The sequence below is a fragment of the Shewanella fidelis ATCC BAA-318 genome (genome assembly GCF_000518605.1).
Taxonomy (GTDB): domain Bacteria; phylum Pseudomonadota; class Gammaproteobacteria; order Enterobacterales; family Shewanellaceae; genus Shewanella; species Shewanella fidelis.
Window position 1 is genome coordinate 34,257 of the sequence record NZ_JADX01000010.1, and the last position, 21,971, is coordinate 56,227.

General features: G+C 43.7%; 19 protein-coding genes. 4 read left to right on the plus strand and 15 right to left on the minus strand.

Going from position 1 to position 21,971, the window contains the following annotated elements:
- Window positions 1-25 precede the first annotated feature (25 nt).
- From L884_RS0104865 to dnaB, 3 genes are all read right to left on the minus strand, one after another.
- A complete protein-coding gene (locus L884_RS0104865) occupies window positions 26-1,327 on the minus strand; it encodes a BamA/TamA family outer membrane protein (RefSeq protein WP_245603071.1) in 1,302 nt (433 codons plus the stop codon).
- 70 nt (window positions 1,328-1,397) lie between these two features.
- A complete protein-coding gene (alr, locus tag L884_RS0104870; protein ID WP_028766433.1) occupies window positions 1,398-2,474 on the minus strand; it encodes an alanine racemase in 1,077 nt (358 codons plus the stop codon).
- A 94-nt stretch (window positions 2,475-2,568) separates the two neighbouring features.
- The gene (gene dnaB, locus L884_RS0104875; RefSeq protein WP_028766434.1) at window positions 2,569-3,975 is read right to left on the minus strand and encodes a replicative DNA helicase; all 1,407 of its coding nucleotides are present in this window, start codon (window positions 3,973-3,975) and stop codon (window positions 2,569-2,571) included.
- A 123-nt stretch (window positions 3,976-4,098) separates the two neighbouring features.
- Here dnaB and L884_RS0104880 point away from each other — a divergent pair, with 123 nt between their 5' ends.
- Window positions 4,099-6,318: a S46 family peptidase gene (locus tag L884_RS0104880; RefSeq protein WP_028766435.1), complete on the plus strand. Its 2,220-nt coding sequence runs from the start codon at window positions 4,099-4,101 to the stop codon at window positions 6,316-6,318.
- A gap of 148 nt (window positions 6,319-6,466) precedes the next feature.
- On the opposite strand, the gene rplI is transcribed toward L884_RS0104880, so the two are convergent.
- From rplI to rpsF, 4 genes are read right to left on the minus strand one after another with little or no spacing between them, the layout of a single operon-like run.
- Window positions 6,467-6,919, minus strand: a complete 453-nt coding sequence (gene rplI, locus L884_RS0104885; RefSeq protein ID WP_028766436.1) for a 50S ribosomal protein L9 — start codon at window positions 6,917-6,919, stop codon at window positions 6,467-6,469.
- Between the two features lie 27 nt (window positions 6,920-6,946).
- A complete protein-coding gene (rpsR, locus tag L884_RS0104890) occupies window positions 6,947-7,174 on the minus strand; it encodes a 30S ribosomal protein S18 (protein ID WP_005497284.1) in 228 nt (75 codons plus the stop codon).
- Between the two features lie 11 nt (window positions 7,175-7,185).
- Window positions 7,186-7,491 carry a primosomal replication protein N gene (gene priB / locus L884_RS0104895; protein WP_028766437.1) on the minus strand — a complete coding sequence of 102 codons (306 nt, stop codon included), beginning with the start codon at window positions 7,489-7,491 and terminating at the stop codon, window positions 7,186-7,188.
- A gap of 6 nt (window positions 7,492-7,497) precedes the next feature.
- A complete protein-coding gene (gene rpsF, locus L884_RS0104900) occupies window positions 7,498-7,911 on the minus strand; it encodes a 30S ribosomal protein S6 (RefSeq protein ID WP_028766438.1) in 414 nt (137 codons plus the stop codon).
- A gap of 312 nt (window positions 7,912-8,223) precedes the next feature.
- Between rpsF and L884_RS0104905 the strand changes: the two genes are divergently transcribed.
- Window positions 8,224-8,967 carry a DUF481 domain-containing protein gene (locus L884_RS0104905; protein WP_028766439.1) on the plus strand — a complete coding sequence of 248 codons (744 nt, stop codon included), beginning with the start codon at window positions 8,224-8,226 and terminating at the stop codon, window positions 8,965-8,967.
- Window positions 8,968-9,032: 65 nt separating this feature from the next.
- Here the strand turns inward: L884_RS0104905 and L884_RS0104910 are convergent, their stop codons facing one another.
- From L884_RS0104910 to zapE, 8 genes are all read right to left on the minus strand, one after another.
- Window positions 9,033-11,120: a prolyl oligopeptidase family serine peptidase gene (locus tag L884_RS0104910; RefSeq protein ID WP_028766440.1), complete on the minus strand. Its 2,088-nt coding sequence runs from the start codon at window positions 11,118-11,120 to the stop codon at window positions 9,033-9,035.
- 190 nt (window positions 11,121-11,310) lie between these two features.
- Complete coding sequence (gene rlmB, locus L884_RS0104915) at window positions 11,311-12,051, minus strand: 23S rRNA (guanosine(2251)-2'-O)-methyltransferase RlmB (RefSeq protein WP_028766441.1); 741 nt, start codon at window positions 12,049-12,051, stop codon at window positions 11,311-11,313.
- Complete coding sequence (rnr, locus tag L884_RS0104920; RefSeq protein WP_028766442.1) at window positions 12,052-14,541, minus strand: ribonuclease R; 2,490 nt, start codon at window positions 14,539-14,541, stop codon at window positions 12,052-12,054.
- A gap of 40 nt (window positions 14,542-14,581) precedes the next feature.
- Entirely contained in the window at window positions 14,582-15,205 is a 624-nt protein-coding gene (locus L884_RS0104925) for a tetratricopeptide repeat protein (protein WP_028766443.1), read from the minus strand.
- 184 nt (window positions 15,206-15,389) lie between these two features.
- Complete coding sequence (locus L884_RS0104930) at window positions 15,390-16,685, minus strand: adenylosuccinate synthase (RefSeq protein WP_028766444.1); 1,296 nt, start codon at window positions 16,683-16,685, stop codon at window positions 15,390-15,392.
- Between the two features lie 728 nt (window positions 16,686-17,413).
- Window positions 17,414-17,806: a 30S ribosomal protein S9 gene (gene rpsI, locus L884_RS0104935; protein WP_028766445.1), complete on the minus strand. Its 393-nt coding sequence runs from the start codon at window positions 17,804-17,806 to the stop codon at window positions 17,414-17,416.
- A 14-nt stretch (window positions 17,807-17,820) separates the two neighbouring features.
- Complete coding sequence (rplM, locus tag L884_RS0104940; protein ID WP_028766446.1) at window positions 17,821-18,252, minus strand: 50S ribosomal protein L13; 432 nt, start codon at window positions 18,250-18,252, stop codon at window positions 17,821-17,823.
- 364 nt (window positions 18,253-18,616) lie between these two features.
- Entirely contained in the window at window positions 18,617-19,726 is a 1,110-nt protein-coding gene (gene zapE / locus L884_RS0104945) for a cell division protein ZapE (RefSeq protein ID WP_028766447.1), read from the minus strand.
- Window positions 19,727-20,009: 283 nt separating this feature from the next.
- Here zapE and L884_RS21780 point away from each other — a divergent pair, with 283 nt between their 5' ends.
- Together L884_RS21780 and degQ are read left to right on the plus strand one after the other, a co-directional pair.
- Window positions 20,010-20,393, plus strand: coding sequence for a ZapG family protein (locus tag L884_RS21780; RefSeq protein WP_084221401.1), 384 nt, complete (start codon window positions 20,010-20,012; stop codon window positions 20,391-20,393).
- Between the two features lie 165 nt (window positions 20,394-20,558).
- Window positions 20,559-21,911, plus strand: a complete 1,353-nt coding sequence (degQ, locus tag L884_RS0104955; protein ID WP_028766448.1) for a Do family serine endopeptidase DegQ — start codon at window positions 20,559-20,561, stop codon at window positions 21,909-21,911.
- Window positions 21,912-21,971 lie beyond the last annotated feature (60 nt).

The following is a 21,971-nucleotide window of genomic DNA, read 5'->3' on the forward strand; positions in this document are numbered from 1 at the left end:
CAAACAAACTAACTCAGATGACAACTTAAAATGGCTGATTCACCATAATCCAGAACTGATTAGACTCTTCACTAAAAGCAAGCTCTGCACGCACGACGATACTTTCTACCTCAAAGCGTGCACCGATACCTGCAGACCACTTTAAATCTTCATGCAATGCACTGGCACTAAATTCATCACTAACCTGTCCAGCCTCGGCAAATGCAACCCACTGCCACCATGGGATATCGTACAAGTTAAACACAGGCCATTCTTGCAAAGGTTGCCACTTAGGCTGTACACGGTATTCTGCGCTATACAGAACCGCAGAGCGCCCGGTAAAGCGCTTACTTGTGTAACCACGCAAACGCTCGAAACCACCTAAACTCACACCAGCAAAACTTGGTGGACGATGGAAGTCACCATTCGAGTCTGACGTCCAAGTTGGTGTATCAGCTAAGTAAACATTAAACGCCATAATTTGCTGACCAAACCAATCGCTTGAATCTAACGATACAAATGCACTTTGTTCAAACTCCCACGTTGTCCAACTATTACGTGATCCGCTACCAAAATCTCGGGTGAGTTTAAAATTAGTTTGTCCACCTTGAGTGCTGTTTTTACCGTTATCCCGGTTATCCCAATCAAGTTCTAGCGCGAGCCCCTTCGCCTCTTCAGGCAGATAATCATAACCTTCTAACTCTCGACTTTGGATAAACGGACTGAACTTAACGCTGGTGACACCCGATTGCAGTGGATTCCAACTAATATCACCACGGGCACGACCAAGACTGCGTACCGCCCCTTGGCTACCACGCCCTATTGGTAAAATGTATTTAGCGTGTAGTTTGGTATAAGACTCATCACCAAGGGCAACAACTTTCTCGGTTTCACCGTAAATATCAGTTTGCCCTGGAATGTAATACACCCCTTCTTTATAACGAGCTTGATAAGTTTCAGCAGAAAACAACCATTGGTCGATGCCAGGCGCTTTGTAGTCATTAAACCTTAAATAACTGATCCAACTGCCATTAGTACTGTATACACCGATACCTAAAATAGAAGATTGGATTTGGCCTGCATGCTTCAGTACACCTGCAGCACCAAATGCTGTGCTTAAGCTTTCTGTAGAAAATGCAAACGGTACAGCAACAAACTCTGGGTCATAGCTAGGGAGTTGCTGTGAATTAGGCTGTGATTTCTTGCTACTGCTGGATTCAACTGGATCTATAATCACCTGCTCTTGCGCTGATGATTGCCCCTCTAGTCGGTCTGTTGCCGATGTCGCACTGGCAAATGGAGAAATTAACCCTAAAGTGAAAAATAAAATGAGTGGATTTGTGTTCAATTTAAGACATCTTCTACTGCAACGGGCTTCCAGCCTCAACTGCAGTATCAACATAAATAAGTTTATTTGCTCAATCTAGGCAAACTGCTACTCGTGGTGTCAACTTAGTCACCAATTCATAAGCGATAGTACCGATATGCTCAGCAACCTCCTCTACTGGAAGGTCTTTGCCCCAAAGCACAGCTTTATCACCTACTTTATCGCCAGCATCAGCACCTAGGTCAACGGTCAACATATCCATCGATACTCGACCAACAATCGGTGCTAAGCGGCCATTAATTAACACTGGAGTGCCCAGTGGTGCATTACGCGGATAGCCATCGCCATAACCAATCGCGACGACGCCAAGCTTAGTATTTTTATCTGCAACCCAATGGCTACCATAACCAACAGGCTGACCCGCTTTATGATCACGTATCGCTATCAGCTGGGAAACGAGCTCCATTGCCGGAATAAGCCCATGCTTAGTCCCAAGATCGCCAACTACAGGTGAAACCCCATAAAGCGCAATTCCGGGGCGGATCCAGTTAGCTTGACTCTGTTGCCAAAACAATGCGCCAGCAGAATTCGCTAATGTGCGCTCCCCCGGCAAACCTTGAGTTAACGCTTCAAATGTGGCTAATTGCGTTGCGGTGTAATTATTCTCAGGTTCATCAGCGCAAGCAAAATGAGTCATCAAATTAATTGGCTTGGCGATATTTTTACAGGCTAACAACCGCTGATACACTGCATGAAACTCATCGGGCACAAAACCTAAACGGTGCATGCCTGAATCAACTTTCATCCATACCGTTACAGGCTTAGATAATTGAGCTTGCTCGAGCATCTCAATTTGTGACTCGTGGTGCACCACAGTTTCAATATCATTTTCTACTAAGGTTGCAAGATCTGTTGCCCTAAAGAAGCCTTCTAACAATAACAATTTAGCGCTTACACCGCCGGCTCGAAGCGCTAGCGCCTCCTCTAAACGCGCCAAGCCAAAACCATCTGCATTATCTAAACATTGAGCAACATTAAGTAAGCCATGACCATAGCCATTAGCTTTTACAACCGCCATCACTTTGCTTGATGGGGCAAGTTCATGCAGCCGAGCCAGATTATTTTTCAATGCATGGCGGCTGATTTCTGCACGTGGAAATGGTTTCAAAACTAACCTTGTTCTATCTAGTCTAAAAATAAGAGCCTCTATGAGGCTCTATTGTATGCAATCACTGTGTAAAATAAGTGATGATGGACAATAATTAATCTTCTTCGAATTGTGGACCAGCGTAGTTATCAAAACGAGAGAATTGACCTTGGAAAGTTAATCGCACACGTCCAATCGGACCGTTACGCTGCTTACCAATAATGATCTCTGCGGTGCCTTTATCTTCAGAGTCATCGTTATACACTTCATCGCGATAAATAAACATGATCAAATCGGCATCCTGCTCAATCGCACCAGATTCACGCAAATCCGAGTTAACAGGACGTTTATCTGCACGTTGCTCAAGCGAGCGGTTAAGCTGTGATAGTGCGATAACCGGGATCTCTAACTCCTTCGCCAACGCCTTAAGCGAGCGCGAAATTTCCGAGATCTCCAAAGTACGGTTATCTTTCAGTGCCGGAACCTGCATCAACTGAAGGTAATCGATCATAATCATCGATAAGCCACCATATTCACGGGCAATTCGTCGTGCACGGCTACGCACTTCAGTAGGCGTTAAACCTGAGCCATCATCGATATACATCTTACCTTGCTCAAGCATGATCCCCATGGTTGAAGATACACGAGCCCAATCGTCGTCATCTAACTGACCAGTACGAATTTTAGTTTGGTCGACGCGGCCTAGAGAGGCCAACATACGCATCATGATCTGTTCTGAAGGCATCTCCAAACTGAAAATGAGCACAGGTTTGTCTTCATGTAATGCTGCTTGCTCGCACAAGTTCATCGCAAACGTCGTTTTACCCATAGACGGACGTGCTGCCACAATAATCAAGTCACCAGACTGGAAACCTGCGGTCATTCTATCTAAGTCATTAAAACCACTCGATACCCCTGTAACACCACTAGTAGGGTTGTTATACAGCTCTTCAATCTTATCGACGGTCTTTTCCAGAATCGCTTTTATGCCCTCAGGGCCTTCGTTAGCATTAGCACGTTGCTCAGCAATCTTAAAAACTTTGGTTTCGGCTAAATCCAGTAGCTCACTCGAGTTACGCCCCTCTGGATTAAAACCAGCATCGGCAATTTCATTGGCCACTTTGATCATGTCACGCACAACAGCACGCTCACGCACGATATCGGCATAGGAGTGAATATTACCGGCGCTTGGGGTGTTTTTCGCTATCTCACCGATATAAGCAAAACCACCAACATCTTCAAGCTGATCTTCAAGCTCAAGCTGCTCTGACACAGTAATTAAGTCAATTGGCTGACCCGCACTGATCAAAGTTTCCATCGCCGTAAAAATGGTGCCGTGGGCGCGAGAGTAGAAATCTTCTTTCACCACCGCTTCAGCCACTTTGTCCCAAGCGTCAGAGTCCAACATTAAACCACCAAGAACCGATTGCTCAGCTTCAATTGAATGTGGCGGCATCTTCAGCGCATCCATCTGAAGATCTCTTGGTTTCTCTTTGCCCTTAAAGGCGCGTTGTTGTGACATTAAATCTCCAAAATTCCAACGTTTAAGCAAAATGTGGTATAAAACTGGGGTCAAGCAAAGCAGGGATTTAACATCTAAAGCCCTGCAACTAAAAATAAACTATAACAATATTAAGGAAACAACATGCGCAATGCATTGATTGCTGCCGTTGCCCTTTCAACAGGGATGCTGCCATCAGCCGTAGCATTAGCCGATGAAGGACAGTGGCAACCCTATCAAATGCCATCTATCGCCGATAAGCTCAGCGAACGTGGTATCGATATTCCAGCTAAACAACTAGCCGATCTAACCAGCTACCCAATGAATGCTGTAGTTGGTCTGGGCTATTGTACCGCCAGTTTTGTTTCGCCCCAAGGCTTAGTTGTGACAAACCATCATTGCGCCTACCGTGCTATTCAATATAACAGCAAAAAAGAACATAACTATCTTGCAGATGGCTTTTTAGCAACCAGTAAAGATAAAGAGCCAAGCGCCGGCCCTAACGAGCGTCTTTATATCACTGAAGCCGTAACGGATGTATCAGCCCAAGTTAAAAAAGATATCGGTGACGATCCACTAAAGCGTTACGAAAACATTCAAGCTAATCGCAAAGCACTAATTAAAGAGTGTGAAAGCGATGATAACTATCGCTGCTCAGTAAGAAGCTTCCACAGCGGCCTAGAATACTACCTGATTAAACAGTTAATTATTCGTGACGTTCGCTTAGTATACGCACCACCTGAAAGTGCTGGTGCCTTTGGTGGTGATATCGACAATTACGAGTATCCACGCCACTCAGCAGACTTTACCTTCCTGCGTGCTTATGTCGGTAAAGATGGCAAGCCAGCTGCCTATGCTGAAGATAACGTGCCATACGTGCCTAAGAGCTATTTAAAGGTTAATGCTGACGGCGTTAAAGCCGGTGATGGCGTGTTTGTAGCCGGTTACCCAGGTTCCACCAGCCGCTACCGCTTAACTAGCGAGCTTAAATTTGCCAGCGACTGGCTATATCCAACGCTTGCAAAGCGCTACCAGCTGCGCATTGACACTATCGAAGCCATGAGCGCTAACGATAAAGATGTCAAAATCAAATATGCAGGTACATTAGCAGGCATGGCCAACCGTATGAAAAAGTACAACGGCCTGCTAGATGGTTTTAAAGCAACCGATATTATCGGCATCAAACAAAGTCGTGAAGATGAGTTTCTTGCATGGCTAGCAAAAGATGCTGAGTATAAATCATTCCAAGGTCAGTTTGCTGCACTTGAAGATCTACTTGTAGAGCAACGTCAGCAGCGCCAAGGTCGTTATTACTTTGAGAATGCCCAAAGCAGTGATTTGTTGGCGGCGGCAAACAAGCTATATCGTCTAGCTAAAGAAAAGCAAAAGCCAGACGCTAAGCGTGAAGAAGGTTATCAACAGCGTGACATGAAGATGTTTAAGGCTCGCCTTAAGCGTCTAGATTCAAGCTTTGCTATTAGCGTTGATAAAACTCTATGGATGCAAGATTTAGAAGCTTATCTTGCCCAAGACAACCGCGTCGCTGAACTTGATGCGATACTGAACGAAGGCGACAGTGAAGTCAGCTTAAGTGAAAAACTTGATGCCTTGTACGCCCTCAGCTCGCTTACAGATAAGCAAAAACGTCTTGCATGGATGGATGCTGACGCAGAAGCCTTTGAAACGAGCGCAGATCCTTTTATCCGTCTTGCTGTAGCACTTTATCCGCAAAATATGCAGGCAGAGAAAGATGCTAAGACATTAGCAGGCAAATTATCTAAGGCTCGTCCTGACTACATGAAAGCCATTATTGCCTATAACAAAGCCAATGGCTGGCCTGTATACCCGGATGCTAACGGTACGCTGCGTATAACCTACGGTATGGTAGATGGCTACCAATCAGCAGACGCGCTTTATAAGCAGCCATTTACACGTTTAGAGGGTATTACTGCTAAGCACACTGGCATAGAACCTTTTAACGCACCAGCCAAGCTTTTAGAAGCTATAAAAGCTAAGCGTTATGGCACTCATGCAGTTGAAAGCGTGTACCAAGACCCTGCATCTTGGTTATGCCGTTTATTTTCTTGCTTAGATAAACCTGAAGAATTTGGTTCAGTGCCAGTCAACTTCTTATCGAGTGTTGATACCACAGGTGGTAACTCTGGCTCACCGGTGTTTAATGGCAAAGGCGAGTTGGTCGGCCTAAACTTCGACTCAACTTACGAAGCCATTACTAAAGACTGGTTCTTTAACCCGACTATCACTCGCGCTGTACATGTGGATATTCGTTACATCCTGTGGATGATGGATGAAGTCGATAATGCGCAAAACTTAATTGAAGAGCTGGATTTAGTCCGTAACTAATTCCACTCTACGTTTCACTAAAAGGCATATAGGTTCGCTTATATGCCTTTTTATTAGCCTATTTATATAATTCTAAATTGCAGACATAAAAAAACGCCGCACATTAAGTGCGGCGTTTCTCATTAAAGCATTTGCTTAAAGCAAATTATTAAGCTTCTGCAACTACAGATAGTTTAACGATTGCTTTAACTTCAGTGTGAACTTGAACTTCAACTTCGAATTCACCAGTAGTGCGGATAGCACCTAGTGGAAGACGAACTTCGCTCTTAGCTAGTTCAACACCAGCAGCTGTAACTGCATCAGCGATATCACGGTTACCAATTGAACCGAATAGCTTGCCTTCGTCACCAGCTTTAGAAGCGATAACAACAGACTCAAGTGCGTTGATCTTCTCAGCGCGCTCAGTAGCAGTAGCTAGGTCAGCAGCTAACTTAGCTTCTAATTCAGCACGACGTGCTTCAAAAACTTCAGTGTTAGCAGCGTTAGCAACAACAGCTTTACCTTGTGGTAAAAGGTAGTTACGAGCGTAACCAGCTTTTACAGAAACTTGGTCACCCAAGTTACCTAGGTTAGCGATTTTATCAAGTAAAATAACGTTCATTATATATTCCTCTGAATTTATGCAGTATTACTGATGTAAATCAGTGTACGGCAGTAGAGAAAGATAACGAGCACGCTTGATAGCGCGAGCTAGTTGACGTTGATATTTAGCATTTGTACCAGTGATACGACTAGGAACAATTTTACCACTTTCAGTGATGTAGTTCTTCAAAGTAACGATATCTTTGTAATCGATCTCGGTAACGCCTTCTGCAGTGAAACGGCAGAACTTGCGACGACGGAAATAACGTGCCATGTGACAGTCTCCTAAGTTTTCAATTCGACATTTTCAGCGTGTAAAACCAAGCGATTTTGACCATTTCTGCTCTGTTGCAGATTAATGAAGCCTTCAACTTGTATTTCCACGCCAGCTTTCAGATCTTTTGCAACACTATTAAAGTGTTCACCACTTAATACAACTTGGATTTGGCAATAAACGTTGCGTAACATTCCTGCTTCGTAACGCTGCGATTTGTGTTCCAACATCACTACCGTATGGGCAATACCTGCTGGACTATCAAACTGCCTAGAACGCGTAATGGTTCCTGCTAGTACCAAATTGTTCGTGGTCAAAAAAACTTACTCAGCAGTGTTTTCAGCGCTTTCTTCTACTTCTTCAGCAGCTTCTGCACGTGGTGCACGCTCTTCAGATGAACGACGTGTGTCGCGCTCGTCTTTAGCTTTAGCCATTGGAGATGCTTCAGTGATGGCAGCTTTAGTACGCATAACCATGCTACGCAAAACAGCGTCGTTGAAACGGAAAGCTGTTTCAAGTTCTTCAACCGCTTCTGCAGTAGTCTCTACGTTCATAAGAACATAGTGAGCTTTATGCAATTCGATGATTGGGTAAGCCAATTGACGACGGCCCCAGTCTTCTAAACGGTGGATTTGACCGCCAGCTTGGGTAAGAATACCCGTGTAACGTTCGATCATACCTGGCACTTGTTCACTCTGATCAGGGTGAACTAAAAATACGATTTCATAATGACGCATTTTTTGCTCCTTACGGTTATCTAGCCTCGTTGTTGGCTCAGTCAGACCTAATAGAGGCAAGGAACTAATTAAAGTGACTGAATTAAGCCGCGGAATATTACATAAACTCAAGCGATAATTCAAGCAATAAGTAAGCTAAATCTCGCTGCATTTTTCACAGGGATCTTCTGCACTATTTAAAAGCCTTACAACTGTGGCGTTATCGCGCAAATAGCTAATGTAATCTAGTTTGCGTGCCAGCTGAATCTAGGTATTATGTTGCTCACTGTACGTAATACATTCCAATTAGAGTCAATACCAAGAATAAGAATAATGTTAAAGAAACTCACTGCTGTATTTGCGCTATCGTTTCCACAGGCAGCCTTCGCATTGGTGCCTCCGGATTACCAAGAGCCTCCTAGTGATCTAACTGCAGAAATCGAAGCTGGTTTCCAGCTCAATACAGGTAACACTGAATCAAGCAGCTTTAACGGCCGAACTAAACTGGTTTACGACACAGAGCAAACCAAACAAGAAGGCACGGTTAAGGCTTATTTTGCTGCGGATAATGAAAAAACCACTGCTGAAAAATACGACCTACAATTACAGTCAAGTTATAAGGTCAGTGGCGGCTACTTTTTTGGCCGTGGCGATTTTACTTGGGATCAGTTTGGTAGTTACACCCGCATATCGACGGTTTCTGGTGGTTACGGCTTTGATGCTATCAGCACTTCCAAAACGAGCCTGAGTTTAGAAATTGGTCCCGGTTATCGTTATAACCTCCCCATAGCAACTGACGATGAGCCGATCCCTGAAGCCAATAAAGATATCATTTTGCGTACAGCGGCCAAATTTGAAATGAAGCTGCAAGAGTATACCAGTCTCAACGCCGACCTTACCGCTGAAACTGGCGAAGATAATAATACGCTGACCTTAGACATGAGTTACAAAAATACCCTCTTCCAAGATTGGGCATTTAAAATCGGTGTCAACGTCAAGTACACCGAAGTGGTACCAGAAGGTTCTAAACAAACTGACACTATCACCACTTTCAATCTGCTTTATACTTTTCAGTAATTGCTAACGCTACACAATAAGGGCAAGCTACATCGAGCTTGCCCTTTACTTTTCCCAACTCAAATTTACTTTAATTGCTGCATCAAATAGGCATAAACCATAGAGCTTAACTCAGCCACTTGGTTATTATCAGCCGCGCCAGCATGTCCACCTTCGATGTTTTCATAATATAAAACATCAATCCCCATTCCTTCCATTTTCGCGACCATCTTACGCGCATGGCCAGGATGCACCCGATCATCTCGAGTAGAAGTGGTAAAGAACACCTTTGGATAGTGCGTATTCGCTTTTAGGTTATGGTAAGGCGAAAACGTCTTAATATAATCCCACTGTTCAGGAATATCCGGATCGCCATACTCACCCATCCAGCTGGCACCAGCTAAAAGTTTGCTATAGCGCTTCATATCAAGCAAAGGCACTTGGCAAACAACCGCATTGTAAAGTTCAGGCCTACGAGTAAAAGCAGCCCCCATTAATAAGCCACCATTACTCCCGCCTTGGATGCCTAAATGCTCACTTGAGGTAATTTTTCGAGCGATAAGATCTTCCGCTATCGCTTCAAAATCCTCATAAGCTTTATGACGGTTCTGCTTCAGTGCAGCCTGATGCCAAGCCGGGCCATATTCGCCACCACCACGAATATTTGCCAGCACGTATACACCACCTTGCTCTAACCAGTTTTTACCTATGGTCGCTGAATAATATGGTCGCAGTGAAACTTCAAATCCACCATAGCCATAGAGCAAAGTAGGATTGCTTCCATCAAGCTTAAGATCTTTTGCCATCACCACAAAATAAGGCACTTTAGTGCCATCTTTAGAGGTAGCAAAGTACTGCTTAGTTTCAAACTTATCCGCAGCAAATTGCTGCTTCATTCCCTTTACCTTTTCAGCCTTCATGGTTACAGCATTAAAGCTATATAAACTTGAGGGCTCTAAAAAGCTGGTAAAATTCACAAAGAACTCATCACTATCGCGCTCAACATCAAATACACTAATGGTGCCGTTTGGATCAAATGGCGCTTGCATGCTTTTCCATTGACCATCTTTTGCTTGAGTGTAACGCACCAGTTTGCCTTTAACGTTGTCCAACCAAGTAACCAAAATGGCACTTTTGGTAAAGCTAACTTGCGAAATAGAAGCTGTTGCCGATGGTTCAACTAAGGTGCTAAATGTCGGCTTTTGAGCAATCAACTGCTCAACTGGCGTATAAATAATACTGCCTTGCTTAAACTGCTTACCCTTATGTTGCAAATCACTCTTTAGCTCAACATACAACTGACCATTAAAGAAGCCTTTGATATCTGCATCTTTAGGTAGCGGTAACTGAGTGAGTTTGCCATCACGATATACGTAGTGATCTGCCGTATAAAATGTCAGTGCTTCTGTTACGACTTCAAGGGTATTATCACCATCAAACAATACATAACCTGATGCAGCCACAGAGCTTTGGGCGCCAGTAAACACCGTTTTAGCACTTGATAACGGTGTACCACGTTGCCACTGCTTTACGATTTTCGGATAACCAGAGTCTGTCATGCTGTTATCACCAAAATCGGTGCCAACAAACACGTTATCTTTATCAATCCAACTTAAACTGGACTTTGCTTCCGCTAAAAAGAATGGCTGGCTCTGTTGCTCAACAAAACTAAGGGTATTTAGGTCAAACTCTCGAGTTTCAGTAGCGTCGGCACCACCACGAGAGAGTGATACAAAACAACGGTCATTTTCTGGATAACGGCAGTTAAACCCTTTATAAACCCAGTTGACCCCTTCATCTTTACCTAGCTTGTCGATATCTAATACCGTTTCCCATTTAGGAGATGCTTTTTGATACTCCTCCATGGTGGTACGGCGATAGATCCCACGAACATGGTTTTCATCTTTCCAAAAGTTATACAGGTAATCACCTATTCTGCTAGCGTAGGGAATGCGCTCTTTGTCATTGAGGATTGATAGGCTATTACTAACTAAAGTATCAAAGCCTTCATAAGCCTTAATCTCTTTCGCTGATAACGCATTTTGTTGCTTTACCCACTCCATCTGCTTGGCGCCTTCGACATCTTCTAGCCAAAGGTACTTATCTTCTTCCGCACTTGCTTGAGCGACTGTCACAGCTCCTAGCACGCACATAGATAAAAGTTGATTACGCATGTAAACATCCTGTTATTAAACTTTGATTGGTACAAATTACTGTATTTTGATAAAAAGTTGAATAAGAGACAGCAGCTAGCGGCTTTTATGGTGTAACAAAGCATGTTTTACCGTTCAAATCGCAGATACAAAAATGCCGACAAAGCATCAACTTTATCGGCATTTTTTACGTTTTAAAGAGATCCAGCGGTTAAGCTAAGCGCTGACGCACAGCTTCAAACAGACAAATACCTGTTGCAACAGAAACGTTTAAGCTCGACACGCTACCAGCCATAGGAATCGACACTAATGTGTCGCAGCTTTCACGAGATAAGCGACGCAAACCTTTACCTTCAGCCCCCATAGCAATAGCCAAAGGGCCTGTTAGACTAGCTTGATAAAGCTCGCAATCAGCTTCACCGGCTGCGCCAATAATCCACACACCTTTCTCTTGTAAGCTTCGCATAGTGCGGGCTAGGTTAGTCACTTGGTATAGCGGTATCACTTCTGCAGCACCACAAGCAACCTTACTTACTACAGGCGTTAAGCCAACAGAGTTATCTTTTGGCACAATAACCCCATGTACACCTGCTGCATCAGCATTTCGTAAGCATGCGCCTAAGTTATGCGGATCTGTCACGCCATCAAGAATAAGCAAAAAAGGCACTTCAGTCTTATCAAGCATTGCAGCAAGTTCGTTATCACTTAAGATTTTAGCAGGCTTAACCTTAGCCACTACACCTTGGTGCTGCCCGCCATCTGACTTGTCATCTAAGGCTTTACGGGAAGCATACTGTACCGACACGCCCCACTGAGCTGCAATCTCAAGGATTGGGGTTAGTCTTGCGTCATCACGACCTTGCAGCACCCACATTTCAATCACACGCTCAGGGCTGTTTTTTAGTACTGCTTCAACAGCATGTAACCCAAAGGTCATATCTTGCTTTTTCATCTATTTCTTACTCGCTTTGCGCTTGGCAGACTTAGCTTTAGTTGCTGAAGATTTTTTTGCCGAAGCTTTTGTCTTAGACTTTTTAGCGGCGGCGCCGCTCTTAAATTTACTACCGCTCGACTTACCGCCAGAACGACTCTTACTGCGCGGCTTACGCTTGCCTGATTTAGATTCAGACTCCGCATCTGCTTCAGCAGCTTTACCGCGTGATGAATCACGTCGGTTACCTAACTTTGCGCCTTCTCGGTTAACTCGTTCTCTTGCAGTTAATGGTTTAGTTGATCGACGGCGACGTCCGCCTGCTGAATCGCCTTCCATCATCAAATCAATCTGACGATCATCAAGATTAACCCCGGCAACTTTAACCGTTACCGTGTCGCCAATTTGATACACTTGACCTGAAGTTTCACCCACTAAACGCTGACGCATATTGTCATATTGATAGTAGTCGCTACCTAAACTTGAGATATGCACTAAGCCATCGATATACAAGTCATTTAAACGAACGAACATGCCAAAATGAGTTACTGAGGCGATAACCGCTTCAAATGTATCGCCAACATGATCTTGCATAAACTCACACTTGAGCCAATCGCTAACATCACGAGTCGCTTCATCTGCTCGACGTTCTGTAGTTGAACACTCTTCACCCAGTAGATCTAACTCTTCAATCTGATAATTGAAGCCACCATCAGGTGTCCATTTATCTGTAATCGCTGCATTTTCTTGTTTAGCAAGCAGATAGCGAATAACCCTATGCAATACCAAATCAGGATAACGACGAATTGGTGAAGTAAAGTGTGAGTACTCTTCAAGCGCTAAACCAAAATGACCTTCATTATCTGGGGTGTAAGTTGCTTGGCGCATCGAGCGCAGTAGCATCACCTGAATAAGCTCTGCATCTGGTCTGTCAGCAATTTGTTCCATTACTGCTTGATAGTCTTTTGGCTCCGGATCCAATCCGCCTTCTAAAGTTAAGCCGCGCTCTTTAAGAAAATCTTTAAAGTTAGTTAGCTTTTGCTCAGATGGTGCTTCATGCACACGATACAATATATCGCCTTTATGCTTTTTAACGAACTTAGCCGAAGCGACGTTGGCTAAGATCATGCACTCTTCAATAATCTTATGCGCTTGGTTACGGTGACGCGGCACGATCTTATCGATCTTGCGTTGTTCATTAAAAATAAACTGCGTTTCAGCGGTTTCAAAAGCAATTGCGCCACGTTCTGCGCGGGTTTGCTCTAGCGTCAAATAGAGCGATTGCAATGTCTCTAAATGAGGATAAATAGGCTTAAGCTCATCACTAACTTCGCCACCTTCAAGCATGTCAGCAACTTGGGTATAGGTCAGACGCGCATGTGAGTGCATTACAGCTGGATAAAACTTATAACCAGACAACTTACCTGCAGCCGAAATTGTCATCTCAGCCACCATACATAAGCGATCGACCTTAGGCATCAAAGAGCACAGACCATTAGAGATCTTCTCTGGCAGCATAGGGATCACTTGCGATGGGAAGTACACCGAGTTACCACGCGAACGTGCTTCTTTATCGAGTGCAGATTCAGTGCGGACGTAGTGACTCACATCGGCAATCGCTACCCATAAACGCCAACCGCCTGATTTTTTCTTCTCAGCATAAACAGCATCATCAAAGTCACGAGCATCTTCACCATCAATAGTCACTAATGGCAAATTACGTAAATCAACGCGGCCTTGTTTATCGGCTTCTGTTACTTCATCAGGGATCTTGCGTAGCTTTTTCTCAATCAACCCCGACCACGTATGTGGCAAATCGTAATTGCGCAATGCGATCTCAATTTCCATGCCTGGCGCCATCTCTTTACCAAGCACTTCAGTCACTTTACCCGCTGCTTTTACATAACGACCAGGGCGACGAGTTAGCTCAATCACAACGATGTCGCCTTGACGAGCACCTTTACGATCTTCTTCTGGAACGAGAATCTCTTGAGTAATACGGCGGTCATCGGCAATCACAAAGCCCATGCCGGCATCTAAGTGAAAGCGACCAACTAAAGCCGCACTGCGCTCTTCAATCAAGCGTACTATACGCGCTTCACGGCGGCCTTTGCGGTCAACACCGGCTTTTTGTGCTAGCACTTTGTCACCGTGAAAATACATCAGCATGTCACGGTTATTGATATAAAGGTCGTCGCCACCCTCTTCTAACTTTAAGAAACCAAAACCATCGCGGTGGCCAATAACGGTACCCGTTAGCAGATCCATACGCTCAGGTAAGCCGTATGACTGGCCACGAGTAAAGACAAGTTCACCATCGCGCTCCATTGCACGTAGGCGACGGCGAATAGCTTCTAATTGCTCTTCACCTTCAATTTTCAAGGCTTTAGCAATGTGTTCACGGGTTAGCGGGGACTTTTGTGAGCGCAAGTAATCTAAAATATACTCACGACTAGGAATTGGGTTTTCGTACTTTTCTTGCTCACGCTTAATATGCGGATCTTGTATCATTCATTTTCCAAATTATTGGCATAACCCAATGAGGTTATGTTTATTGTGGCGTTATAAGGTGTTCTTTCTTCGCTCTAGCAACTGCGCTAGGTGGCATTTTGGCCTCTAACACCTTTAACAAGTTAATTGCTTCGGCTTGCGTCGCTTCATCACTAAACACTTCGTTGTATAGCCAATGAAAAGCCACTTCGTAATCTCGAGGACTACCATAGCCCTCACCAAATAACCGAACCAACATCATGCGAGCAGGTAAGTCACCTGTCGCGGCGGCTGGCAAGGTATATTGCACAGCACGCTGTTTATCTTCGATGACAAACTTACCATCGTGATAATACTCAGCCATTCTTACCATGGCTTCAGCACTCCCCTGCTCTGCAGAGGTTTTTAACATGGCAATACCGCGTGGCGGATTCGCCTTCACGCAGATCCCATAGTTGAGCATTTCCGCCCAAAGATACTGATACAAAGGCTGCTGGAGCACCTCAGCCCTTGCTTCAATATCCTCAACTATTTGGCAATCATCACCTTTTACTTGGGTTAAATAACTTTTGCTGCGAATTAACTCCACCAACTGCTCTTGAGTATAGACATCAACAGCTTTAGGCATAGCAAAACTAGGTAAAGATAATATTGAAACAATCGTAATCAATACAAAACGCAACATAAGGGTTCTCTATGACAAATAGGTTAAGTTGGCTAACAAGTCAGCAATCATATAGCTAACTTGGATATACTCTATTTTAAGTCATCGGCAGTATAACGTATTTCTTGAGTTTAGCTGTTACCTGCAACGGTTAACTCAGCCATAGCAAGCCAATAAAAAGGCCGCTAATTGCGGCCTCTTATTATTAACTGAACGGATTCACTAGAATCATGGTCTCGTTTCTGTCCGGACCCGTTGAGATAATATCAATTGGAGTTTCTAACAACTCTTCTAAACGCTTAATGTAGTTCAATGCTGCTTGTGGCAGTTGATCAACAGAAGTCGCGCCGAAAGTTGATTCGCTCCAACCAGGCATAGTTTCAAGAACAGGTGTAACCTGCTCATAACCTTCAGCTGCTAGTGGTGTAGTCGTTGCAACAGTACCATCTGGATACTGGTAACCAACACAGATCTTAACTTCTTCTAGGCCGTCTAACACGTCTAGTTTAGTTAAGCAGAAACCGCTAACGCTGTTAATTTGTACTGCGCGCTTCATCGCAACAACGTCCAACCAACCTGGACGACGCTTACGACCCGTTGTCGCACCAAACTCGTGACCCTTAGTACCTAAGTAATCACCAATTTCGTTTTTCAATTCCGTTGGGAATGGACCCGCACCAACACGTGTAGTGTAAGCCTTCATGATCCCCAAAACGTAATCTAGGTGACGAGGACCAAATCCAGAACCTGTTGCAACACCACCAGCTGTAGTATTAGAAGAGGTTACGAACGGATAAGTACCATGGTCAATATCTAGTAACGTGCCTTGAGCACCTTCAAATAGAATTGGTTCGCCAGCTTTACGTGCCTGATCAAGAAGCTCAGAAACGTCTGTGCACATGCTCTTCAAGTAGTCAGCGATTGCTAGAGCATCTTTCAATGTCTCTTCATAATCAACAGCTTCACACTTGTAGTATTCAGTCAGCATGAAGTTATGGTAAGCCATGACTTCTTTTAGTTTAGCGGCAAACAATTCTGCATCAAACAGATCGCCTACACGTAAACCACGACGAGAAACTTTATCTTCGTATGCTGGACCAATACCACGACCCGTTGTACCAATTGCATTATTACCACGCGCTTTTTCGCGAGCAATATCAAGAGCACAATGGAATGGTAGAATTAGAGGACATGCTTCAGAAATTAATAAACGTTCCTCTACAGGTACGCCACGCTCTTTAAGCATGTTAATTTCTGCCATCAGCGCGTCTGGTGCTAACACCACGCCGTTACCAATAATGCATTTCACATTATCGCGTAAGATCCCTGATGGAATAAGATGAAGAACGGTTTTGTCGCCATCGATAACTAGAGTATGACCAGCATTGTGGCCACCTTGGTAACGAACGACATATTTAGCCTGTTCGGTAAGAAGATCGACTATCTTACCCTTTCCTTCGTCACCCCATTGGGTGCCGAGAACTACAACGTTTTTGCCCATTATTTGCTGCACGGTAGTGGTTAAAACGGGATTTTAGCAGATCTATGGGGGCGGTAGGCAAGTGATTTATGAAAAAATAATCAACTAAATGCCTCATACAAACAACAATCAGCCCTTAATATACAGTGCAAAATACTGATTTTAAATACAAAGTAGCATCAGAAAAATCATTAAACTATTTCTAAACAAATTTGACTAAATTTGCTCAATATTAAAGCTAAAACTTTACTTGCAGATCATTAAACCAAACGGGATAACATAGTGTTTTTTTTAATGAACAATAACCTGTTATCAAGACTATTTTCTCATTAAATTGAGCATCCACTCTTACTTATTTTGGCCAGTTTGAGCGACTAATTTTTAACGGCTGCCATATCAACAAGGTGTAATACCAATCAGTATAAACATTTAGTCACTCAACGAGAGTTTAGTGGTTTTGAGGCAAGGTCATTAAGTGATCCTGCTTTAATGACATTCGCTGCATCTGACCTTCATGAATGGAGGGAATGTCTTATGCATGTCTGGAACATACAAGACCATGCAACTCGCAACGAGTGAAGAGCATAGTTGAATTAGGTTCAAGCTTCCTCTTTATTATCAAGAGTCGCAGTATCTGAGGCGCTAACTATCGCTCTAAGTAGAGCTAATACTAATTTGCTATTAAGCCGATTTTAGATAAGAAAAAACCCAGCATATAGCTGGGTTTTTTGTATTCTGAAAGCGAAATATTAACGCTTAGAGAATTGTGGCTTACGACGTGCTTTACGTAGACCAACTTTCTTACGCTCAACTTGACGAGCATCACGGGTAACGAAACCAGCAGCACGTAGAGTTGGACGTAGAGACTCGTCAAGTTCCATCAACGCACGGGTGATACCGTGACGGATAGCACCTGCTTGGCCAGTGTTACCACCACCCTTAACAGTTACCATGATGTCTAACTTCTCAGTCATTTCAACTAGCTCTAGAGGCTGACGAACAACCATGCGAGAAGTTTCACGACCGAAGTATTCGTCTAGAGGTAGCTTGTTAACGATGATGTTACCAGTACCTACTTTAGCGAATACGCGAGCAGTAGATGTTTTGCGACGGCCAGTGCCGTAGTATTGAGTTGCAGCCATTGCTATAATCCCGTTTAGATATCAAGAACTTGAGGTTGTTGTGCAGCGTGGTTATGCTCTGAACCAGCGTAAACTTTAAGCTTACGGAACATGGCACGGCCCAATGGACCTTTAGGTAGCATACCCTTAACAGCCTTCTCGATGATCATTTCAGGCTTATGGTCTTGTAGCTTCTCAAAAGTGATCTGCTTAATGCCACCGATGAAGCCTGAATGTGAGTAGTAAACTTTGCCTTTAGCTTTGTTACCAGTCACAGCAACTTTCTCAGCGTTAATAACGATGATGTAGTCACCAGTATCTACATGAGGCGTATACTCTGGCTTATGCTTACCACGTAGACGTGTAGCAATTTCAGTAGCGATACGACCCAAAGTTTTACCTTCGGCGTCAACGACGAACCAATCACGAGTGACTGTTTCAGGTGTAGCAGTAAAAGTAGTCTTCATTTACAAAAACCCAATGTTAAAATTCTGTCTCACATGTTCGTGCCACTATTGGCAAAAACACAAAAAGTGCCATTCCCCGCCCCTTCGAGCAAAGAATAAGCTTTACAACTTCCACCTTATTGGTGAATAACGAGGGCAGGTTGCGGATTATAGACAAAGCTGAGTTAAAAATCACCTAATATTTTAGTTTAATTCTTAACTGTTTTAATTTATTCCGACCTTGAATGCGCCCTCATTTCAAAAATAACCAAACAAACAAGTAAAAGATCCTTCAAATAAAGGCCTTTAGAGTTGTTATAGAAAATTTTGGTCGCGAACAATAAGCCATTACGCACAAGTTTTCTATTCTTTTTAGACAGAAAATCTAAGGGATATGCTCTAACGCTAAATAATCGTGAGATTGCATCTCTATCAATCGGGAGCGACAGCGTCTAAATTCAAAGCTCAACAAGCCTTCACTATAGATATCTTCAAGGCACACTGCCGAAGAAATGATGAGCTTTACATTACGTTCATAAAATTCATCAACCATAGCCAAAAAGCGTCTAGCAATATCGTCGCCTGTTAACTGCTCCCCCATTTGCTCCACATGACTTAATAATACGGTGTGGTATAGCCGAGCTATCTCCATATAATCGCGCTGACTACGTGGACCGTCACACATAGCTCTAAAATCAATAAGCAACACGCCCTGCGCCTGCTGGCGAATATCTATGCTTCTGCCATCTATCTCTAGCCCGCGTGTTGAGACTTCAGACTCTGGCGCCAGTTTGGCAAAATACTGTTTTAAGTTTAGCTCAGCCTGCTCATCAAGTGGCGAATGGAAAATCTCGGCTTGTTCAAGTGTTCGTAAACGGTAATCTATCCCCGAATCAACATTCACCACATCGCAGTGCTTATTAATTGCTGCTATCGCAGGTAAAAAACGAGCTCGTTGCAAGCCATTACGATAAAGCTCATCAGGAATAATATTAGAGGTCGCCACTAAAGCCACCCCTTCAGCAAATAGCGACTCAAATAAGGTACCAAGCAGCATAGCGTCAGTAATGTCTGACACAAAGAATTCGTCAAAACAGATGACTTGGTATTGTGAGGCCATTTTCTTAGCAATACTAATAAGCGGATCACGCTGACCTTGTAACTCAGCAAGATCGATATGCAGTTGATGCATAAAACGGTGAAAGTGTGCCCGCAATTTTTTCTCACCCGGCAAGGCATCAAAAAACGTGTCCATCAGATACGTCTTACCGCGTCCGACTCCACCCCATAAATATAGGCCTTGTACCGCTGGTTTATGCTTTTTGCTAAAAAATGAAAACAGCCCACCACTCTTTGTAGTCTGGGAGTTTGCAGCAATCAGATCATCATAAACACGCTGCAATTGCTTTACGGCATGTTCTTGCGCCGCATCATGTGAAAAATCATCTCGAGTTAAGTCTTGCTGATAATGCTGCCATGGAGTTAATTGCGACACTGAAATACTTCTCTATTTATAGGGTGATACACAAATCAGCTCCAGTAATAAAATGAAAGAGCTGTTTGAAGTCTTATTATTGAGCGATACGAATACTATCATGCAAGAAAGCCACAATGCATCAACCGCGCGGATACATAAGTCTTCAATACTTGATACCGATAACGACAGATCAATTCAAATTAGGTTATTTACAGACTTATTTTGTAGTAAACAGTACCGCGGCATAAATCTGCGAGGTATATTTGGGGCAATCGACATATAAGTATATCTAGGAGTCTATATGGAGTGGGCATTAACCCTTGCCGCATTCGTCATTGGTGGCGTATTTGGCTATGTAAGCCATACTTTATTGGCAAAAAACAGTCGCCATAAAAGTAATAATGAACAATTGGAGCAAACTCAGCTCGAGTTAAGCCAGTATAAGCAAGAGGTCTCAGATCACTTTGACGATCAATTTAAGCAACTCGCAGAATTAACCGCACAGCTTAATAAAGTGAATCAACAGTGGAATAACGCTGCGCCGGTTTTCACTTCACCCGTTACAGATAAAAAACTACCAGAGTTAGCAACAAAACCACTGGAAGTAACAGATAAAGCGAACACTGAAAATGCACTGGGCGGTATCGACAATGATGTTAAAGATAAAGTAACAGAGGCTGCATAACCGCCTAAGGATAAATTAACCTTTGTTAATGATTGATGAACTTTTTGATACTCACTTGAGTCCGAATCAATAATGAATGAAAGCGCTCGAAAACAACATGAATGCCTAGCGCAGCAATCATTTGAGCCTAGTTCAATTTAGTTTTGAAAAATTGGAGCAATATAAATGAAGACCAAATTATCCATACTTTCTGCAGCATTATTAAGTGCCACACTCACTATGGCACCCGCGGTATCACAAGCCGCCATTCCACTAGCAGTTGATGGACAAGAGCTACCTAGCCTTGCACCTATGCTGCAAAAAACAACCCCTGCGGTTGTAGCCGTTGCGGTATCAGGCACTCACGTATCAAAACAAAAAGTGCCTGATGCATTTCGTTATTTCTTTGGCCCAAACGCACCACGTGAACAGGTACAAGAGCGTCCATTTAAAGGGTTAGGCTCAGGCGTTATTATCGATGCCGAAGAAGGCTATATCGTTACTAACAACCACGTGATTGAAGGAGCCGATGAAATCCTAATTGGCCTACACGATGGTCGTGAGATTGAAGCTAAGCTCATAGGTGCAGATGCTGAATCAGACATCGCCCTATTACAGATTAAAGCTAAAAACCTAACTGCGCTAAAACGAGCTGACTCAGATGAATTACAAGTCGGTGATTTTGCGGTTGCTATTGGTAACCCATTCGGACTAGGGCAAACCGTCACTTCAGGTATTGTCAGTGCCATGGGCCGCAGTGGTCTTGGCATCGAAATGCTAGAGAACTTCATTCAAACTGATGCCGCGATCAACAGCGGTAACTCCGGTGGTGCGCTAGTTAACCTAAACGGTGAGCTTATCGGTATTAACACAGCGATTGTGGCGCCTGGGGGCGGTAACGTCGGCATTGGGTTCGCGATACCGGCCAATATGGCAAACAACTTGGTACAACAGATTATTGAGCATGGTGAAGTGCGCCGTGGCGTTTTAGGTGTAATGGGTCAAGATCTTACCAGTGAACTCGCTAAAGGTTTTGGTATTGAAACCCAACACGGTGGCTTTATTAATGAAGTCATGCCTGACAGTGCTGCAGAAAAAGCTGGCATTAAAGTCGGTGATATCATCGTAAGTGTCAATGGCCGCAGCATTAAGAGCTTCCAAGAGCTACGTGCGAAAGTCGCTACCATGGGAGCAGGTTCTGAAGTTGAGTTTGGTTTAATACGCGATGGTGATAAAGAAACCGTTACCGCAGTACTTGGCGAATCAACTCAAGCAGCTGAAGCGGCAGCGGGCGCTGTGCACCCTATGCTACAAGGCGCTAAACTTGAATCAACCAAGTCAGGTGTAGAGATCACTGAAGTTGCGCAAGGTTCACCTGCAGCCATGAGCGGCCTGATTAAAGGTGATGTGATTGTTGGCGTAAACCGCACTAAGGTGAAAAACCTAAAAGCACTTAAGTCAGCACTTGAGGATCAAAAAGGTACAGTGGCACTAAAAATTAAGCGCGATAGTACCAGCTTATACCTTATTTTGAGATAAACACTTAGTGGTATAACTTAATAGCCGAGCACTTTGCTCGGCTATTTTTATCATTAGAGT